We start from the raw sequence: 17,855 nt of genomic DNA, 5'->3' as shown, positions 1-17,855 counted from the left end.
GTTGCCTCCTTAATCCCAGGCCGAAACCGGTGTGGGCGCAACAGGTTTGAGGTCCACTTCCGGCAAGACCACCCAGACACCCGCAGGCAACACCGGGCCCCATTCAGCCAAGCTCGGATTGAGTAGCCAGAGCGCCTCCTCGACGATATCGTCACAACGCTCAAGCTCGCGGTACAGCAACAGATTCACCGAATCACCGGCGATACTCCGAACCCTACGCATTGGCGAACTCCGTCAATTCAACCACCCAGCCGACCACCATCGCCGTACCGTCATCGATGATCTCGGTCTGGGTTTCCGTCACCTTGGTGATCTGCCACAGGCCCCAATTGCGACCGATGCCATCAACCAACGGCACGGGCACGCGCTGCGCCTGCAAGGCGCGCAACTCATCGAGGCGATCCATGGCGGTCGCGTACATCGACTTGCCGGTGATCGTCAGCCCTTGCAGGCCTTGGCCGACCTGGCTGGACTTGGGTTTGCTGGTGAGGATGTCGATGCTCTTCCAGCCACCGTCCGAGGTGCGTACCAGGCTGTGGTACGCAAAGTTTCTCGACAGGCCGAAAATGAAACTGCCGAGTGCCATTTGCTGACGCATCAGGTACCTCCGTCGGTCAGGGCCGCGTCACTGCGCATGGCGAGTGAGTTGGGCATGGTCGTCAAGCCGAATTGGCCCGAGAGCTGCTGCACGACCAGGTTGGCCAACTGACTCGCGCTGGCCTGGTCCTGGCCGTTGATGTAGATGTTTGCGGTCATGGTGTTCTGTTGCGTGGTTGTCTGGGTGCTGGCCAGCTCCTTGCTGACCTGGTCTGGAGCGGCGAGTCTGTCGGCGGGGGCGACAAGCTTCTCACCCAGGGACGCGCCGGCATCGCTCCCCAACCAGCCGCCCAGCAGTCCGCCAATCAGACCACCAATGGCAGTGCCGAGCAGCGGAACAACACTCCCCAAAGCGGCACCGGCCGCAGATCCCGCAGCAGCGCCTGCCCAGCCGCCACCTGCGGCGCCCAGGCCTGCGCCCATCATTCGTTTGTCGCCGGTCAGCACACCCTCGGCCACATCAGCGACGGCGCCGACTACTTTCAATGGACCGGGCGCCCTGCGAGTCATCGAGCGTAACGAGGCGGTTGGCCCGAATGAAAAATGCCCTGCGTCTCCCAGTGAGCCTCCTGTACTGACACGTATTTTCGGCCTGCTCGTGGATTCGGGACGCTGGTTTGCATTGCTTGTATCCAGCTTGTTCACACGAGGATTTCTGAAATCTTCGGAGATCACCTCACCCAATCGGCCGGGAAGGTGCGGAGCAGCCCTACCTAACACCCGCTTGGCCACCTGATTGGACATCTCATCCCCTACAGCCTTGAGCAACGCGCCCACCAGCGGTTTGATCGCTGCGCCAATCAATACGATGGCTGCGGCGGCTTTAGGTGAGGACTCAGCCAACTCACTCATGCCATCGGCCAGCGAACCCAGCCACTGGAACGAGGTATCCGCCGAGGGCATCAGGGCATTTCCCGTGGCCACCGACAAACGCTCGCTGCGGGCGTCGAGGACGTTCAGTTGACCCTGACGGGTGTTCGACAGCGCCAACGCGTCCTGCCGCACCGAACCGTTGTTGCCCAATTGCGATGTAGCGTATTGGCCTGGGTCTTTCACCTGCCAGAACGCCGCGTTCACATCGTCGAGTTTCTGCGACATGCGCAGTACCGCCGCATCCCCAGTGCCAAACAGCGAAGAGGCCAGGGTCGAGCGTTTTTCGGCCGGCTGCGCGTTCAAGGCCGCCAGGACCGACATGACTGTCCCCGGCGCGGCGTCCTTGTCACGCAAGCCGCTCGCTACCTCTTTGGGATCAAGCCCCAGTTGCTTCCAGGCCGCTTGCTCGGTCGCCGAGGCCTGATCGCCCTTGCCTAAAGCGGTCGTGAAGTGATCGAGCGCCACACCCGCTTCAGCTTGTTGTGCGCCGGTATTGAGAAGTGCCGCCGTCAGTGCCGCAGCTTGGGCAGGCTGCAGGCCCGCCGAGGTCGCAGCTGCACCGTCACGCTGCAGCACTGTGCCGATCTCACTCGCTTTCGCACCACCGGGAATCTTGCTCAGGTGGTTGGTTGCATCCGCCAGATCAAATGCTTTCTCTGCACTGAGCTTCATGGAAGTGCGCCAGCCGAGCACCATTTCAGCGGCTTCCATGGCCGGCATTTTGAACGTCGATGCTGTGACGCCCGCATCACTGGCGAAGCGCAACAGTGCCAATTGCCGGTCCGAGGCATTGGGCAGGTCGCTGCCGATTCCCGCCCTGGCCGCCAGACTTTCCATCCTCACTAACTCAACCGCCGTGGTCCCGCCGGCCGCCACCAATGGCGCACTGGCGATACGCTGGGTTGGTTCTGCCATCTCTGCAATCTGGCGAGGCGTGAATTGGCCGGCCTGCTTCAGATCGGCCATGGCCGAATCCATCGCTATCGCGGGTTTGAGCAGCGCCGGTGGTTCGATGCCGCCACCCGACTTACCCTTTGACTCATTGGCCGACTCGCCCTTGGCGCCAGCGCCCATCGTTTGGGAAAACAATCGTTGCGCCGAAAGCTTTACGGTCAGCGACTCGATCGCCGTGGTCAGCAGGCCGAGCTTGAGCCCGAGTGTTTCCAGCGCCAGATCGAGGCTCGCCAGTTGATCCCTGGCAAACGCGCCTTGTGCCGACACGCCACTGGTGAGGCTGGTATTACCGAACGCCAACCCAGGCTCATTGAAGGTTGCGTACTTGAGCGAATATCTATCGTCCGCCATCCCGCTCTACTCCTGTTTCACGCCAAGGCGAGTGATCGCGATGTCGTAGCGGCGCAAGGCCTTGCCGGCGTCCCACTCCAGGATTTCCGCCTCACTTACCGAGTAAATGAGCGGCACCACATCGAGGATCACTTCGATGTCGCGCTCCGAAAGAAGTCCGCCGGTTTGTTTAAAAAATCGTCGATGCGCACCTGAAGTTGTGTCCAGTCGGGCACGGTCAGCAGGTCCAGATCGGGAATCATCAGGCCGGTGCAATGGGCCGTGATGAACTCGGCGCGTTCCTTGGCCGTCTTCAGTTTTTTCATCGCCTTGGTCGCACGCAGCACCGGCATTTCCAGGGTCAGCGCGGTCAGGCTACGGCCCGCGACGTCGAGCGGTTGCAGCAGTTGCACCTGGTCGGGATCGGCCTGTGGGTCATCCAGAAAGTACGACGCCGGACGCGTGGACATTTCGTGCACGTATTGCGCAACGCTGACGTAGTCCGGGCGCTTGAGCTGATCGAGTTCCTTGATCGACAGGCCGGTGGCCAGTTTGGCCAGCTCGAAGAACTGGTCGTCTTCATCATCACCGGCACGGGCCAGGGCTTCTTTCTGCGCGGCGTAGAACAGTGGTTTGAGTGGGAGCTGCTCGATCTGCGAGCCATCGTCACCAGTGATCGGCGACAACAGCTCGTGTGTAGGAGGCATCCAGGACATGAAATCGGTTCCTTGGTGGGTACTGGGAAGGTGTTGCGCAATACCGGAAAATCAAGCCGCGCCACCTGTGGGAGCGAGTCTGCTCGCGATGACGTCGGAGCATTCAGCATCGAGGTGTCTGTACACCGCTATCGCGAGCAGGCTCGCTCCCACAGGGATTGGTATTGGTTTAAGGCAACAACACCGCACGGCGCGCATCACCGAGAATGTCGACACCGTTGAGCACGAACTTCTGGGTGCGCACGTCGATGTCGATCACCGGGACGCCGTTTTCCAGGCGGTTGTAGGTGCGGCAGGACAGCTCCAGGTTGGTCTTGGGTTTCTCGCCCATTTTCAGCAGAGTTTCCTCGAGGGATTTCAACTTGCCGCCCACCGTGTGGTAGGTAAACCAGGTGTTGCCGTCCTGATCCTGGCCGGCTTCACGCACGTTCAGCAGAATGTCGTCGCCCACGCTCACGCCCAGCGCCAGCATGACTTCCGGACCGAGACCTTGCAGCGTCAGCTTGGCCGTCAGCACCTTGCCGCCCTTGGCCATTTCCTCGCCAATGAAACGGCCGCCGCGCATCTCTTCCATGTCGAATTCGATCTTCGGCGGGGTGAACTCTTCTACGGTCGCCGACAACGGCAGGCCTTGCAGGGTGGCCGCGATGGCCTGTCTTACGCGGTTGGTAAACATTAGAGAACGTCCTCCAGGAACTGCTCGATGATTTCATCGCGGGCATTGAGTTGATAAATCATGTGTTCGTTCGGCGCGTAGCGGCCGTAGTCGATGACCACGTACCAGGTGCCGTTCTTGTACTTCTCGACGCTGTTCAATTCCGGATGCAGGTACACGCTGCCGCCAGGGATGGTTTCGTCGGCGACCAGGGTTTGCAGCCAGTCGTTGATGCGCTTGACCTCCTGGTCCATGAACGACTTGGTCAGGTTCTTGGCCATGGCCTTCTGGCCGGCCTTCACCAGCTTGCGGCTGATGGCATCTTCCAGGCCGACGTAGCTGATGAACTTGCCGGTGATGGAACGGTTGCCCAGCAGCGAGAAGCCGCCGAGGATGGTCCGGGCGTAGTAGCTGACGCCGTAACGGTTGAGCAGATCGCCTTCGGTGGAGGTGTCGAGAATGTTGTATTCGACGGTACGCGAGACGTCTTCGGCGTAGGTGACCTGGTTGCCCGGGCTCTCCCATTGCTTGACCTTGGCGAGGGCGGCGATAGCCAGGCTCGACGGGGCCAGGAAGACGTTTTTCTTCGCGGCCTTGGAGTACACCGCCGGCATGTTGTGCACCACCAGGCAACGGTCGAAACCGAGGTCCGCGCCGCCCAGTTCCTGGCTGTAGGTCACTTGATCGGCGACCGAGGCGTCCTTGCCATCGAGCACCACGCGGGCCTTGATGCGCTTGCCGAACGAGGCGAACTCGCTGGCCACCGCCTTGGTGCCGGTGAAGCCCGGCGCGCCGATGATGGTCAGGTCTTCGGCAACCCCACTCAGCGCTGCCAGGCCCAGCTTGCGACCGGTCTGCGCCTCGATGCCGCCGATCACATTGTTCTGCGTGTCGGCCAGTGTCGCGCCCTCTTCGACGATGACCACGTAGACCGGCACCTTGACCACTTTGAGGATCTGGTAAACCGCCTGGAACAGCGTACCCGCCTCGGCGCCGGTCGGGTCCAACTGGGCCTGGGTGGTGAAGCTGTTGATACGGAACGGGGTGTTTTTCGGAATCAGCGCGTTGGCATTCGGCGCGGTGCCGACCAGCCCGATGACGTTGTCACCCAGGCCACCCATGGCCTCGGGAGATTCGGTGGCATTGACGGTAATGCCGTTGTGCTCGAAGTTCAAAACCTCAGCCATGGTTATTCAGCCTTTTTGGTGGCGGCCTTTTTGGCCGGGATGGACACAGAAGCCGGTTCGACGACTTCGGTTTTTTTCAGCTCCAGGCGACCGGCGCTGCGCAAGGCGTTGGCCTCGACGTCGAGCAGATCGAGTTCCTGGCCGACGCTCGACCAGTGACCACCCCCGGTGGGGAATGGGAGGAGCACGGTGTAGGTTTGGCGTGGTGCCATTTGTGTTTCTCCAGATATGAAAAAGCCCCTTGAGAAGGGGCTTTTGGTTTTTGAAGGATAAGAAAACGCCCCGTCGGTGCGGGGCGTTTATTGGAGTTGTTCAGCAAGCCAGGACGGTGCGAGCGGACGATGTTCCTTCAGCGGGAACTCCCCAGCCTCAGGCCAATTACGTAGAGCCCGGCGATACGCTTGCAGCTCAGCGTATTGCTCAATCGAAAGCGTGGTTTCGACCCCGTCTTCCAGCTCATCACGATGACGCGCTACCCTCCCATCAGTCAGTGAAAGCTGCCTATCCCGCCAGGCACGCTCAAGGAGCGATAGTTCAGCGGGCGTCGGCAACGGCGGGGCTTGCAATTGCGGATAACCATCAGGCCCCCTGCCGATGATCTTCCCCTCCTGTCGCGGTTCAAAGAGCGCCGCATGATCTTCATCGGATATCTCAATGCCACCGTTATCAATTAACTCGAAGGCAAATCGACCGTCTTCTTCAATCCATTTTGCGTACATAGTCGCCTCAATAGCCGATGGCTAGCCAGTTGTAACCACCCACAGTGACAGCAGAGTTATTGCCAGCCACATTAGTGATGTAGCCCGTAAAACCTGTACGGGTCGGTATTCCGGATTGACAAACGGATGGACTCGTTGCGGAAGTAGCCCCGGCATAGATTGCCCCCACGTACATGCAGGCTGTTGGGAAGGCGACGGGAAACGTTACCGGCACTGTTCCTGTCGCTACATCGGTTGATGCGTGTCCGATTTTGAACATCCAACCGCTCGGCAATACCTGATTGGCGGTATATCCAAAAGTTGCGGCGAAAGTAGCCGAATACCGCGTAGCCACTGTCCCACCAATCAAGCGCCATTCTCCGGAGGCTCTAGTCAGTAGCGCTGAATCACCTTGCCCCAAAACAATCGTTATTGCGCTACCGCTTGAATTCGTCATGCCATCGCCAGCCGAAGCAAGAAGCGTGACGGCTCCGGCTCCACCACTCAGCACCACGATCATGGCTCCTTGCCCCACTGGTCCGGTGGGCGGCAAGGTAACGTTGATTGCCGTCGAAGATGACGCACTGACGATGCCGCCGGCGCTTGAGTTTCCCAGCACTGTGCTGGCGCTGACTGAGGTGAACCCCGACCATTCGACCCCCATTCGCTTCACAAACTCGGTCGTGGCCAGCAACTTACTGCTGTCGAATTGCGCCGGCGTGGCGCCAAATACCTTGGAGTATTGCAATTGCGCGGATCCCGCAGCCCACCAGGAGCTCGCACCATTACCGGTCAGCTCCAGAGAGGCACCTACTTGCAACTCAATACTCGTAATCTGTCCGGCACCCGAGTTTATGCTGTCAGCGCCAGCACAAACGACAGTGACAACGCCGCTGCCGATATTACGAAAGTGGATCGCACCGCCGTAAGGTAAAGCATTGACCAACGGCAGGGTGAGCGTGAACGACCCGATGGCCGTAACCAGCGTGCCAGCGGCAGCCGCCGTCAACGTGGCCGCTGCCGTCGCGTTGGTAAAACCACGATAGTTACCGCTGGCGCGCATGACGTATTCAGTCGTCGCGATCGACTTCGTATTGTCGAATAGCGCCGGCGTGTTGGCCGTCGGATTAACCAACACCGGCGAATTGAGCGGCGCAAACCCCTGCGTGATGTTCTGAAACGCCAACGCCGTAGTGCCCAGCACAATCACACCATCGGTAATCAACTGCCAGATCGTGTTGCCAAGCGTCGCGCCCTCCTCCACCGAGACAATCAAACCCGAAGTCACTTCCGCACTCGCATCGGCATCCTTTGCCCGAACCCAAGCGCCGTTCGCGGCCACGTAAATACCGTTGTCCTTTGCCAAGGTCTGGGACTTGACCAGGACCCGATTTCCGGCGATCACCGCAATACCATCTATCGCCTGCGCGCCACTCAAGACAATGTTGGCCGTCGTCGCCACCCGCACCGACTGCTTCCTGTCGAGCTTGGCAAGCTCATCAGCAACGTAACTTGCAACCCAGGCCCGCGTCGCCTTGACCACCGTGTCGTCAATCAGCAGCGTCACCAGCTCAGCATTGCTGGTCTCGAAGATCGATCGAATGTAGAACTCTTTGCCCGAACCGGACGTCGCCAACACCGGTTTGAACGACTCCGGATATTTGACAATCGCGTACAGGATCCCGGTATCGGTCCAGATCCCGGCCTCACGCACATACCAGCCGCCCACATCGGAGGGGATGGTGACCTCGGCCAGCAGCCAGCTCGGGTTGTTTTCATCCTGGAACAACGCATTGAGCGGCCCGCGCCAGACTTCGCGCTTGAGTGCCGTCGCCGTTGCAGCCGGGTTGTATTCTGCGCCGCCGCCGTCACCGACGGAAATCTGCGACAGCTTGATCGGTGTGCCCGCCGCCTTGCAGGCGGTTTCGTAGGCGATCCCCGCATCGGTGAGTAGGGTGTAGTAGTCGGCCATTTAGGACCCCTGTGGATAAATAGTGGAGGTTTCGACGGTGTAGAGTCCGGCGGCCATGAAGGCCTGGCCCGAGGTTTCCAGCCCTTCGATGACGATCGGATAAACCGTGGTCAGTTCGCCGCACAGCGTGGCGGCGCCGATGACGTGACGGCCGAAGGCGCTCAAGCCGACAGACACCTTCAAGGTGTCGCGCTCGCTTTTGGCCTCCGCCAGGCGACGGTCGAGACGGGCGTCGATTTCTTCGCTGTAGGGCTGCTCGGTAAATGCCCTGACGGAAAAACTGTAGGGCGGGCCAGGGGGTGTTTGCTCATACCAGGCGCGCACCTCAGGCATCAGTTGCAAACCCTTGGCGGCATTTTCCAGCGCCTTTCGCGTCCCGGCCTGCCGGGCGGTAGGCCAGGCGAGTTCAACGGTCAGGCGCTTTTCCGCCTCGGACGCCGCGGAGCTCCACTCGTTGACCCCACGATCCGCCGCGAGATACGGCAGGAACGCCAAGGGCGTGGTCGCCGGGTTCATCAGCTCGGGAAACGGCGGATCGATGCGTTCGAGCAACCGCGCGAACCCCAGATCCAGTGCCCTTTCCAGCGGTGAACTGTTGACCGGCAGCAGGCTCGGGCGAGGTGTGTCGTCACTCATAACGTATCCACCTCGACCTCGATGCCCGTGCAGTACGGGGCTTGAAAAGCCGTCGTCACAATCGGCGCAAGCGGTTCGAGAATCTGCAGCTGAACCGCGCCCGCGCTGTGCAGCGTGTAGTCGATCCAGCTCGGATCCACCCGCCCTTCCAGGCGATGACACGCCTCGGCATACGCCTGCAACTGCTGCTCGGCGGCAACCTGGGTCAAGCCTGAATCCGGGCCGGCATTGATCTTCGCCACGACGCGGATTTTGTAAGGTTTGATCTGCGCGGCCTGGACGATGACCAGGTCCGTTTCCGGGCGTACATCCGGCCGGGCGAAATGCTGGCGAACACCGTCGAGCAGTGCCTCGGTCGGCGTGCCGTCGCCGTCACGGGACAGCACTGTGACCGTGACTTCGCCCGGTGCCGTGCGACGCCCATTACCGTCCTTGACCTGCGCCGCATGACCATCCGGGTCGAAGGTGTAGGTGACCGTCACCACACCCGCCGAGGCGTTTTCCACCTTCACCACCGGCCGTTCACCCAAGGTAAAAATCTCCCGCCGATACTGCATGCGCGATCCGGCCGCCGGGGCATGGGGCGCCAGGTAGTAGCGCAACCGCGCATCGTCATCGCTCTCGTAGACCGCGGGGATGGGCGGGAATGCCGCCGGATCGCCCGGATCGAGCAACTGACGCTCAAGGCCCATGTCCGCGAGGCGAGCGTCGAGGTTGGTGCCCGTGGCCCACCACGCCAACATCTGCTTGATGCGGGCGTTGTATTTGCGTTCGTGGGTTTGCAGTCGGACGCAGAACGCCTCAAGGGCCAGGGTCAGCAGTTCACTTTCGTTTTCGAGGCTGTCCACCAGCTTCGCCGCGCTGGCGGGAGAGCGTGCGCCGACGTACTCGACCACGAAGGTCTTGAATTCGGCGAGCAGGTCCTCAAACGCTTCGACGGTGACGATGGCCGGTTCGGCCAGTTGGTTCTGGCCGGGTATCAACATGCTCATGTCACCACCTCGAAAGTCTGTTTGCGGTTTTTCCAGGTGCCGGCGAAACGCAACAACAATCCGGCCCCCTGTCGGCTGGCGACAATGACCTGCGGCTCGAAATCATCGATGCCGTTATCCGGGTTGTAGAACGCTTGGGCCGCGTGGCTCTGGGCAAGGATCAGCAGGTCGTCACCGAGGTTCTGCCCCAGCAACTGCGTGAGTGCGCAGCCATACAACGGGCGCTTCTGGCGAGTGCCCAACGGCGTGGTCAATGCACGGGTGGCGCGCTGCACGAACTGCAGCCAGTCGTCGACCGTGGCGCCGGTGTTTCGATCGATTCCAATCATGAGGAAATCTCTTATGCGGTACTGATGACGCGTCCCTGGTGATCCACTACCGGGCCGCTCAGGTGCACACCGGAGGCGTCGAGCCGAATGCCGACGGCGCCGACTTGCAATTCGATGACCTCGGGTGTCATCGCCAGCCGCGACGGGCCAATGTTCAACTGCAGGGCTTCACGAGAACCGCTGAACGCCGCCGGGCCGTTTTGCCAGTGCAGGACATGGCTGGCGTGGTCGTAGCCGTTTTCCGTACCGTCCTGATAGAGGCGCCGCGTCAGCGAGGCCTGGGTCGAGACGGGCGGGAACTGACCACCGTTGAGGCCGAACAACGCCACCGCCTGCCCGCCGCTCTCGCCGCCGCCATGGTTGAGCAACAGGCATTGCTCACCCACGGACGGAATCCGCGACTCGCTCTGGGCCCCGGCACTCGGGTTGAAAAAGCGGATCGCCGGGGTTAGCAGTCCGCCATGGCTGACTTTGCAGGTATTGCTGGCCGCGTCGACTTCCTGGCAAACGCCGATGCGGCAGAAACTCTCCGCCCGCCGATGCATGTCTTCCAGCTCGGTTTCCATCTGCGCCAGACGCTCGATGATCGGCCCCAGATGCATCCGTAACAGCGCATCAAACATGGGTCAGCCCTCGAGTGCGGTGTATTGGTCCGGGTCGTCGATGTTCGACACTTCCCAGGTACGGGCAAACTTCGGGATGCCCAGCGGGTCTTCCAACAGCGTCGGGCCCAAGTACAGGGTTTGGTTGAAGGAAAGGGTCCAGGCGGTGTACGCCCGCGCCGGGTTAATGAACGTGGATGGCAGGCCATCGAGCTCCGTGGGCAGGTCGCATTGATCGCCCGATAGCCCCCAGCGGTTATCCATGACCAGGTGTTTCAACTCCCCGGCCAGATCGCAGGCATCCCATCCTGGAACGGCCATGACCACTTGCAAGGAAACCGTCAGGACATGAGCGATACGCCCGTCATTGGCGCGGTTACCGGGCGCATCACGCTCAAGGGCAATCAGCACCCAGGGTTGATCGTCGGTGCCATCGAAATCCTGGGGGCTGCCGACTTTCAAGGCGGGATAAATGGCGCGCAGCGTCTGGGCAATGGCCGAGCACAACTGCGACGGTTTTTCGATAAGGGCAGGCATTGATCGCCTCCTTTGGTATGGATCAGCGCTGTCGCTTCACTGCTGGTCGGGAGGAACGTCCCGCGGAGGGACTTCGCAAACGCCGATCCGCTTGGCGACCCAGCGCTCGTAAAGACCGATCGCCACATCGGCGCCAGCCATGGCGGTCAGGCAACCCAAGGCGCAGGCGCTCCAGATCGACATGCCGAGGGCGTACAAAAGCATGGTTGCCGATACGCCGCAGACCACGCAGGCACCGGAGCGCAAGGCCAGGCGCCGCAATAACGACCAGCCACGGGCGCCCTCCTTGTCTGCGCGCCACATCTCGCCGGACACCCCGCCCACCAGGGCGAGCACGATGACCAGCCAGATCGGCATGTCCAGCAACGCTTGTTGCTCGTTTGTCATGTCTCGTTTCCTGGGGTGATGGATGATTGCTTGGGGGCGGCGGGGCTTCGCAGGGCAAACGATGTTTTACAGTGGCTCCACGATGACGTTGTCGATGAAGGCGAAGTTGGCGTAAGGGTTCTGCTCATTGGAGAACGCCAAAGTCGTTTGAGCCGAAGTGGCCGTGAAGTCATACGTGATGGTGCTCCACTCCACCGCGGTACCTTTCGCCGACGGCGTGTTGAAGGTGACACTCTGCCCCGCCACCTTGACTTGGATGGTGCCGTCGCCGGAGCGGCTGGCGTAGCGCGAATTACCCGCGCTGAAGGTCAAACGGTACTTGGCGCCGACCGCGGTGGCGAAGTTCTGCTGGATACCACCGCCGTTGCCATAGACATAATTGGCCAGGTCGACAATCACAACGCCATCCGCAGCCACGGACCCCCCGATCGAGGCGGGCATATTGAAGTACTCGGCACCGGACAAAAACGTCGTCCAACCGGTGATGAAGTTGGCTTTCGCCGGAGTATCGAGGATGCAACTGCCGCTGCAGCCTGGCTGTTCGAAGCTACCGTTGAGCAGAAGGTTGGCGGCGCTAGCCTTGCTCCCAACGCCGAGCAGCGCAATGGACAGCAACAGTGGGGCGACGTATTTCTTGAAACGATTCATGATTCACCTCTTGAGTTATTGATTGATCGCGCGGTTGATCAACAGCGCTCATCTCGCTCTCTGGCGATCACTCGAGGCTCAACGGCCTTCACATGATTCAACGCTCCGCATCGGGAACACTTGATCTGGAGTTCGGTGTTCTCGCCCATGCGGGCCAGAAGTCTTTTGCAGTGACCGCATCTGAAATCCTTCAGCATCGAAAGCCCTCCCATTGGCGGCGGTTTGAAGTGCCTCGCGGCACAGGCATTCCAAAAAGCCCGGTTGCCCAGGCTTTTCAGTAATGCGCTTGATCTTTCGGCGCGACTGGCGCGGTACGGATCCATTCAAATTGTTCCTCCGACCGCGGTCCCTGCCCGCCGGATAACTGCTTCTGGTGCTTTACGCTGCACACCCGGGTCAGTTGCCAACCCTCTGAACCGTTAAGGCCGGTTCATCGCTGCCTGTTGGTGGAACTAAAGAGCTTCGTTGCCAGCCGCTTTGTCGAGCGGCTTGGACACAGAATATGCATGGATGCATATACAGTCAATGCGTAAATGCATTTATTTATGCGCAACCAATGCACAAATGCATGAAACCCTCGGGAACACGGGGGTTGCGGCTTTTCAGGAGGCGAAAAAAAACCCGCACGGCGGCGGGTTTTATCTGACAGCGGAGGGGTTAACGGGCGTACATGCCCCACCAGAAGACGTGACCGAGGATGACGATTTGCTCGTCCTGCATTTCCTGGAAGGTGTAGTCCTCGTCCGGGTGCTCATCGCGGTTGAAGCTGCGCAGGCGAATGCCGGTGGGCAAGCGGTAAAGCTGCTTCACCCGCAGTTGGCCGTTGTGATTGATGGCGTAGAGGTCGCCGTCGACAATGTCGCCGATCCCACACTTGCCTGCGTTCACCCCAACCGTGGCCCCGTCGCGCAGCACTGGCAACATGCTGTTGCCGCGCACCGTCACGCACTTGGCCTGGTCGAACTGCACGCCATTATGGCGCAGGCTGCGCTTGCCAAAGCGCAGGCTTGAGCGCTCGCTTTCCTCGATGACGAATCTTCCTGATCCAGCAGCCAATTCAACCTCGCGCAGAAAAGGGACCGACACTTCGTCTTCTTCGACCGGTGTTTCGTCGTCCCACAGGCTTATGTCCTTGAGTTCGGAGTGCGGCTCATCGCGGCGGGCATTGCCGACGAGCACAACGTCCGCGCGCCCGCGCAACTGGTCGGTGCTCACGGCGAAGTATTCGGCGATCTTCGAGATGTGTTTATCCGAAGGGTCGACAATCTTGCCGCTGAGGATCCGCGAGAGGGTGGACTGAGGCACGCCGGTACGCCGGTGAAGCTCCGTGGGGGAGATCCCGTGCTGATCGAGCAATGCTCTTAATACGGTAGAAACGTTGCGTTTTTGCATAACGCGCATAGTGCTTGTTCTTTTCGCAGAAGACAAATGCTGTTTTGCATAAATATGCAATGTGTAGGAGCTGTCGAGTGCAACGAGGCTGCGATCTTTCCCCAGACACTTGAATCTCAAGCGAAAGATCAAAAGATCGCAGGCTTCGCCAGCTCCTACAAAAGCCAAACTCTCCCGCCCGGGATTTGCCCTACAGGCCCCTAAGAAAAGACTCCAATCGCGTCCTTCAACTGCGCAACACAAGGCTACGTTGCCTTGCGCCTCTGCCTACAACTACGCCAGAATCCGCCGGCTTGTGCGCCTTGGGGCCCCTCGGTACTTTTGATCCTGTCACTGCCCATCAGTGATCGGGTTTAGTCGCTCGGTATTCCAAGGTGCTCATTGCTCCATTCAGTCAGGTACTTCTATTCCTGCACTTGATGGTAGCTGTGCGCAGGGCGCCCTCGGGCGCGCCGGTTTCTTGGATCCCCGGTCGACTAACCTGCGTACAGCTGCCGCCCCTCGTTTAGTCGCGAGTGAGTGGTGGCTCAACTTCAAGGATCCATAGAATGCCGAAGAACACTCCAAATCCCCCAGACGATCACATCTCCCGCAGCCAATCGGCCAACGCCAAGAAACTCGACGACGCGGCCACTCGCGCCCTGGACTATTACCTCAAGCCGAAAGCCGACAAAGACACCGCCGACACACCCGACACCCTTTTCATCATCGCCCCCAACATCGACGCCGAATGCCTGCTCGCCAACCTCAGCGAAACCCTGGCCTCGGCAAACGCCATGGTCAGCGACCTGGCATTCGACCTGAAGGGCTCGCGACGGAATATAGCGCTAGGGGTCCAGCAAATGATCGAGCTGAGCCAGTTGCTGGCGAATCGGGCGTTGGATGTGGTTGAGGTGAGGTAGGCATCCATGATGCAAGCCGAGACCTAAGAGAAGCCCGAGCAATCACTGTGGGAGCGAGCTTGCTCGCGATAGCGGTAGTTCAGTTACAGCTAAGTTGTATTGGCTGCCGTCATCGCGAGCAAGCTCGCTCCCACAATTTGATCGGGTACAGCCGGAAAGACAGGCCGACTGTCAGGCCGCCTTCGCGAGCAGGCTCGCTCCCACAATGGGCCGCAGTGAACACAGAACTCATGGACACCCAGGATCACCTGTGGGAGCAAAGCTTGCTCGCGATGAGGCCAGCAAACCCAACATCCATGTGACTGAGCCACCGCCATCGCGAGCAAGCTTTGCTCCCACAGTTCTGATGGGTGTACGACCGGGAGAGCCAGGTCGGCTATCAGGCCGCCTCGCGGTGGACGTTGATCTCGGGCGCCCCGTTAACCACGCTGGCTGAACGAAGGTATTGCGCAGTGGGCAACCCGGCAAGGATGCCGAGCCTAGGCGAGGCACCAAGTGGTGGGGCAAAAGCGTTTTGCTTACTTTTGACTGGGCCGGCTTCCGGGCTTTTCAAAAGTGAGCCGCCGTCAGGGCGGAACCCTAAGCAGCCGTTACCGAAAAAACGGATAAGTCCCCAATCCCAAAAACCACTCACATATGGGTAGCACAGACCTCCCATGTTAACCTTGCGCCCATCGCGGAAAAGCCGGGCCAATGCCCCTCCTTTTGCCCCACACCTTTCAACGAGCTTGCCTGACACCCATGAATACCGCCGTGAACGACCTCTCCAGCCACACGCCGATGATGCAGCAATACTGGCGCCTGAAGAACCAGCACCCCGATCAGCTGATGTTCTACCGCATGGGCGACTTCTACGAAATCTTCTACGAGGACGCAAAGAAGGCCGCCAAGCTGTTGGACATCACCCTGACGGCACGTGGGCAATCGGCGGGCATGGCCATTCCGATGTGCGGGATTCCTTACCACGCGGCAGAAGGTTACCTGGCGAAGCTGGTCAAGCTCGGCGAATCCGTGGTGATCTGCGAACAAGTCGGCGACCCGGCCACCAGCAAGGGCCCGGTGGAACGCCAAGTCGTGCGGATCATCACCCCAGGCACGGTCAGTGACGAAGCCTTGCTGGATGAACGCCGGGACAACCTGATCGCCGCAGTGCTGGGCGATGAACGCCTGTTCGGCCTGGCGGTGCTGGACATCACCAGCGGTAACTTCTCGGTACTGGAAATCAAGGGCTGGGAAAACCTGCTGGCGGAACTGGAACGGGTCAATCCAGTAGAGCTTTTAATTCCTGATGACTGGCCCAAAGACCTGCCGGCAGAAAAACGCCGTGGCGTGCGTCGTCGGGCGCCGTGGGATTTTGAGCGTGATTCGGCGCTGAAAAGTCTCTGCCAGCAGTTTTCCACCCAGGACCTCAAGGGCTTCGGTTGCGAGAACCTGACCCTGGCCATCGGCGCTGCCGGTTGCCTGCTGGCCTACGCCAAGGAAACCCAGCGCACCGCCCTGCCCCACTTGCGCAGCCTGCGGCACGAACGCCTGGATGACACCGTGGTGCTGGACGGCGCGAGCCGCCGCAACCTGGAACTGGACACCAACCTGGCCGGCGGGCGCGACAACACCTTGCAATCGGTGGTCGATCGCTGCCAGACCGCCATGGGCAGCCGCCTGCTGACACGCTGGTTGAATCGGCCGCTGCGGGACTTGACCGTGCTGCTGGCGCGCCAGTCCTCCATTACCTGCCTGCTGGATCGTTATCGCTTCGAGCAGTTGCAACCGCAGCTCAAGGAAATCGGTGACATCGAGCGGATTCTCGCCCGCATCGGTTTGCGCAACGCCCGTCCCCGCGACCTGGCGCGCCTGCGCGATGCCCTTGGCGCATTGCCCGAACTGCAAGTGGCGATGACCGACCTCGAAGCGCCGCACCTGCAGCAACTGGCGCGCACCACCAGCACCTACCCGGAGCTGGCCGCGCTGCTGGAAAAAGCCATTATCGATAACCCACCGGCGGTGATCCGTGACGGTGGCGTGCTGAAAACCGGCTACGACGCCGAACTCGACGAGCTGCAAGCGCTGAGCGAGAACGCCGGCCAGTTCCTGATCGACCTCGAAGCCCGGGAAAAAGCCCGTACCGGCCTTGCCAACCTCAAGGTCGGCTACAACCGTATCCACGGTTATTTCATCGAATTGCCGAGCAAGCAGGCCGAACAGGCACCAGCCGATTATGTTCGCCGCCAGACCCTCAAGGGCGCCGAGCGTTTCATCACCCCGGAACTCAAGGCGTTCGAAGACAAGGCGCTGTCGGCCAAGAGCCGCGCCCTGGCCCGGGAAAAGATGCTCTATGAAGCGTTGCTCGAAGACCTGATCAGCCAACTGCCGCCGTTACAGGACACTGCTGGCGCCCTAGCGGAACTGGATGTGCTGAGCAACCTGGCCGAACGCGCGCTGAACCTGGACCTCAATTGCCCGCGCTTCGTCAGTGAGCCGTGCATGCGCATCAGCCAGGGTCGTCACCCGGTGGTCGAGCAAGTACTGACCACGCCGTTCGTGGCCAACGACCTGAGCCTGGACGACAACACCCGCATGCTGGTGATCACCGGCCCGAACATGGGCGGTAAATCCACCTACATGCGCCAAACCGCGTTGATCGTGCTGCTGGCCCATATTGGCAGCTTCGTTCCGGCGGCCAGCTGCGAATTGTCCTTGGTGGACCGGATCTTCACCCGCATCGGCTCCAGCGACGACCTGGCCGGTGGACGTTCGACGTTCATGGTGGAAATGAGCGAAACCGCGAACATTCTGCACAACGCCACCGAACGCAGCCTGGTGCTGATGGACGAAGTCGGACGCGGCACCAGCACCTTCGACGGCTTGTCCCTGGCCTGGGCAGCGGCCGAACGCCTCGCGCACCTGCGGGCCTACACGCTGTTCGCCACCCATTACTTCGAACTCACCGTGTTGCCGGAAAGCCAGCCTTTGGTGGCCAACGTCCACCTCAATGCAACCGAGCACAACGAACGCATCGTCTTCCTGCACCACGTGCTGCCCGGCCCGGCCAGCCAGAGCTACGGCCTGGCGGTGGCGCAACTGGCCGGCGTGCCAAGTGAAGTCATTACCCGTGCCCGCGAGCACCTGAGCCGCCTGGAAACCACCAGCCTGCCCCACGAAGCGCCGCGCCCGACCAAAGGCAAACCGGCCGCACCGCAGCAAAGCGACCTGTTCGCCAGCCTGCCGCATCCGGTGCTCGATGAACTGGCCAAGCTCGATCTGGACGACCTGACACCTCGTCGGGCACTGGATTTACTCTATACATTGAAGACACGGATCTAACACACAGGCTTTCAAGCTGTTAGAATCGCGCGCGGTTTGGGATGCTGCGGACTATTAGCCTGGTTCGCAGACTATCGCTCCCAAACCTGGCGACCCTACCGTGAAGGGGCTTCGCTGCCGCCGCCTG

The 17,855-nt window shown here is 60.7% G+C and carries 20 protein-coding genes; 2 read left to right on the top strand and 18 right to left on the bottom strand.

The features are described from left to right. Positions 1 to 9: 9 nt before the first annotated feature. The 18 genes from KI235_RS06220 to KI235_RS06135 all read right to left on the bottom strand — a co-directional run bounded on the left by KI235_RS06220 (position 10) and on the right by KI235_RS06135 (position 13,505). Complete coding sequence (locus tag KI235_RS06220) at positions 10 to 222, bottom strand: tail protein X (RefSeq protein WP_027912184.1); 213 nt, start codon at positions 220 to 222, stop codon at positions 10 to 12. Next, complete coding sequence (locus tag KI235_RS06215) at positions 215 to 598, bottom strand: phage tail protein (protein ID WP_027912183.1); 384 nt, start codon at positions 596 to 598, stop codon at positions 215 to 217. Before KI235_RS06215 ends, KI235_RS06220 begins: the two co-directional genes overlap by 8 nt. After that, complete coding sequence (locus KI235_RS06210) at positions 598 to 2,775, bottom strand: phage tail tape measure protein (RefSeq protein WP_027912182.1); 2,178 nt, start codon at positions 2,773 to 2,775, stop codon at positions 598 to 600. The genes KI235_RS06215 and KI235_RS06210 overlap by 1 nt, the downstream gene beginning before the upstream one ends. Positions 2,776 to 2,903: 128 nt before the next feature. After that, on the bottom strand, positions 2,904 to 3,470 hold the full coding sequence (locus KI235_RS06205) for a phage tail assembly protein (protein WP_039010719.1): 567 nt from the start codon (positions 3,468 to 3,470) through the stop codon (positions 2,904 to 2,906). A 169-nt stretch (positions 3,471 to 3,639) separates the two neighbouring features. Beyond that, on the bottom strand, positions 3,640 to 4,146 hold the full coding sequence (locus KI235_RS06200; RefSeq protein WP_027912180.1) for a phage major tail tube protein: 507 nt from the start codon (positions 4,144 to 4,146) through the stop codon (positions 3,640 to 3,642). Beyond that, positions 4,146 to 5,312 carry a tail protein gene (locus KI235_RS06195; RefSeq protein WP_027912179.1) on the bottom strand — a complete coding sequence of 389 codons (1,167 nt, stop codon included), beginning with the start codon at positions 5,310 to 5,312 and terminating at the stop codon, positions 4,146 to 4,148. Before KI235_RS06195 ends, KI235_RS06200 begins: the two co-directional genes overlap by 1 nt. Positions 5,313 to 5,314: 2 nt before the next feature. Next, positions 5,315 to 5,524 carry a hypothetical protein gene (locus KI235_RS06190; protein ID WP_039010715.1) on the bottom strand — a complete coding sequence of 70 codons (210 nt, stop codon included), beginning with the start codon at positions 5,522 to 5,524 and terminating at the stop codon, positions 5,315 to 5,317. 87 nt (positions 5,525 to 5,611) lie between these two features. Next, a complete protein-coding gene (locus tag KI235_RS06185) occupies positions 5,612 to 6,031 on the bottom strand; it encodes a phage tail assembly chaperone (RefSeq protein ID WP_043042925.1) in 420 nt (139 codons plus the stop codon). Positions 6,032 to 6,038: 7 nt separating this feature from the next. Continuing rightward, a complete protein-coding gene (locus KI235_RS30345; RefSeq protein WP_080766440.1) occupies positions 6,039 to 7,982 on the bottom strand; it encodes a phage tail protein in 1,944 nt (647 codons plus the stop codon). Beyond that, the gene (locus KI235_RS06175; protein WP_039010714.1) at positions 7,983 to 8,618 is read right to left on the bottom strand and encodes a phage tail protein I; all 636 of its coding nucleotides are present in this window, start codon (positions 8,616 to 8,618) and stop codon (positions 7,983 to 7,985) included. After that, positions 8,615 to 9,610 (bottom strand): baseplate J/gp47 family protein, encoded by a 996-nt coding sequence (locus KI235_RS06170; protein ID WP_038855975.1) that lies wholly within the window; start codon positions 9,608 to 9,610, stop codon positions 8,615 to 8,617. The genes KI235_RS06175 and KI235_RS06170 overlap by 4 nt, the downstream gene beginning before the upstream one ends. Further along, on the bottom strand, positions 9,607 to 9,939 hold the full coding sequence (locus KI235_RS06165) for a hypothetical protein (RefSeq protein WP_018607976.1): 333 nt from the start codon (positions 9,937 to 9,939) through the stop codon (positions 9,607 to 9,609). The genes KI235_RS06170 and KI235_RS06165 overlap by 4 nt, the downstream gene beginning before the upstream one ends. A gap of 11 nt (positions 9,940 to 9,950) precedes the next feature. Next, complete coding sequence (locus KI235_RS06160) at positions 9,951 to 10,562, bottom strand: phage baseplate assembly protein V (RefSeq protein ID WP_038855974.1); 612 nt, start codon at positions 10,560 to 10,562, stop codon at positions 9,951 to 9,953. 3 nt (positions 10,563 to 10,565) lie between these two features. Further along, the gene (locus KI235_RS06155) at positions 10,566 to 11,078 is read right to left on the bottom strand and encodes a hypothetical protein (RefSeq protein ID WP_039010711.1); all 513 of its coding nucleotides are present in this window, start codon (positions 11,076 to 11,078) and stop codon (positions 10,566 to 10,568) included. Between the two features lie 36 nt (positions 11,079 to 11,114). Beyond that, a complete protein-coding gene (locus KI235_RS06150; protein WP_038855972.1) occupies positions 11,115 to 11,465 on the bottom strand; it encodes a phage holin family protein in 351 nt (116 codons plus the stop codon). Positions 11,466 to 11,531: 66 nt separating this feature from the next. Next, positions 11,532 to 12,113 carry a DUF642 domain-containing protein gene (locus KI235_RS06145; RefSeq protein WP_028237203.1) on the bottom strand — a complete coding sequence of 194 codons (582 nt, stop codon included), beginning with the start codon at positions 12,111 to 12,113 and terminating at the stop codon, positions 11,532 to 11,534. Between the two features lie 38 nt (positions 12,114 to 12,151). Then, positions 12,152 to 12,310 (bottom strand): Com family DNA-binding transcriptional regulator, encoded by a 159-nt coding sequence (locus KI235_RS06140; RefSeq protein WP_080684707.1) that lies wholly within the window; start codon positions 12,308 to 12,310, stop codon positions 12,152 to 12,154. Between the two features lie 460 nt (positions 12,311 to 12,770). Beyond that, entirely contained in the window at positions 12,771 to 13,505 is a 735-nt protein-coding gene (locus KI235_RS06135; protein WP_039012729.1) for an XRE family transcriptional regulator, read from the bottom strand. A 548-nt stretch (positions 13,506 to 14,053) separates the two neighbouring features. On the opposite strand from KI235_RS06135, the gene KI235_RS06130 reads away from it, so the two are divergent. Next, on the top strand, positions 14,054 to 14,407 hold the full coding sequence (locus tag KI235_RS06130) for a DUF6124 family protein (protein ID WP_212795593.1): 354 nt from the start codon (positions 14,054 to 14,056) through the stop codon (positions 14,405 to 14,407). Between the two features lie 753 nt (positions 14,408 to 15,160). Continuing rightward, a complete protein-coding gene (gene mutS / locus KI235_RS06125; RefSeq protein WP_167331288.1) occupies positions 15,161 to 17,728 on the top strand; it encodes a DNA mismatch repair protein MutS in 2,568 nt (855 codons plus the stop codon). Positions 17,729 to 17,855: the final 127 nt, after the last annotated feature.

The sequence above is a fragment of the Pseudomonas sp. St386 genome (assembly GCF_018325865.1).
Lineage (GTDB): Bacteria > Pseudomonadota > Gammaproteobacteria > Pseudomonadales > Pseudomonadaceae > Aquipseudomonas > Aquipseudomonas brassicacearum.
Note: the sequence above shows the minus strand (reverse complement) of the source record. Positions and strands in the feature narration are given on the sequence as shown.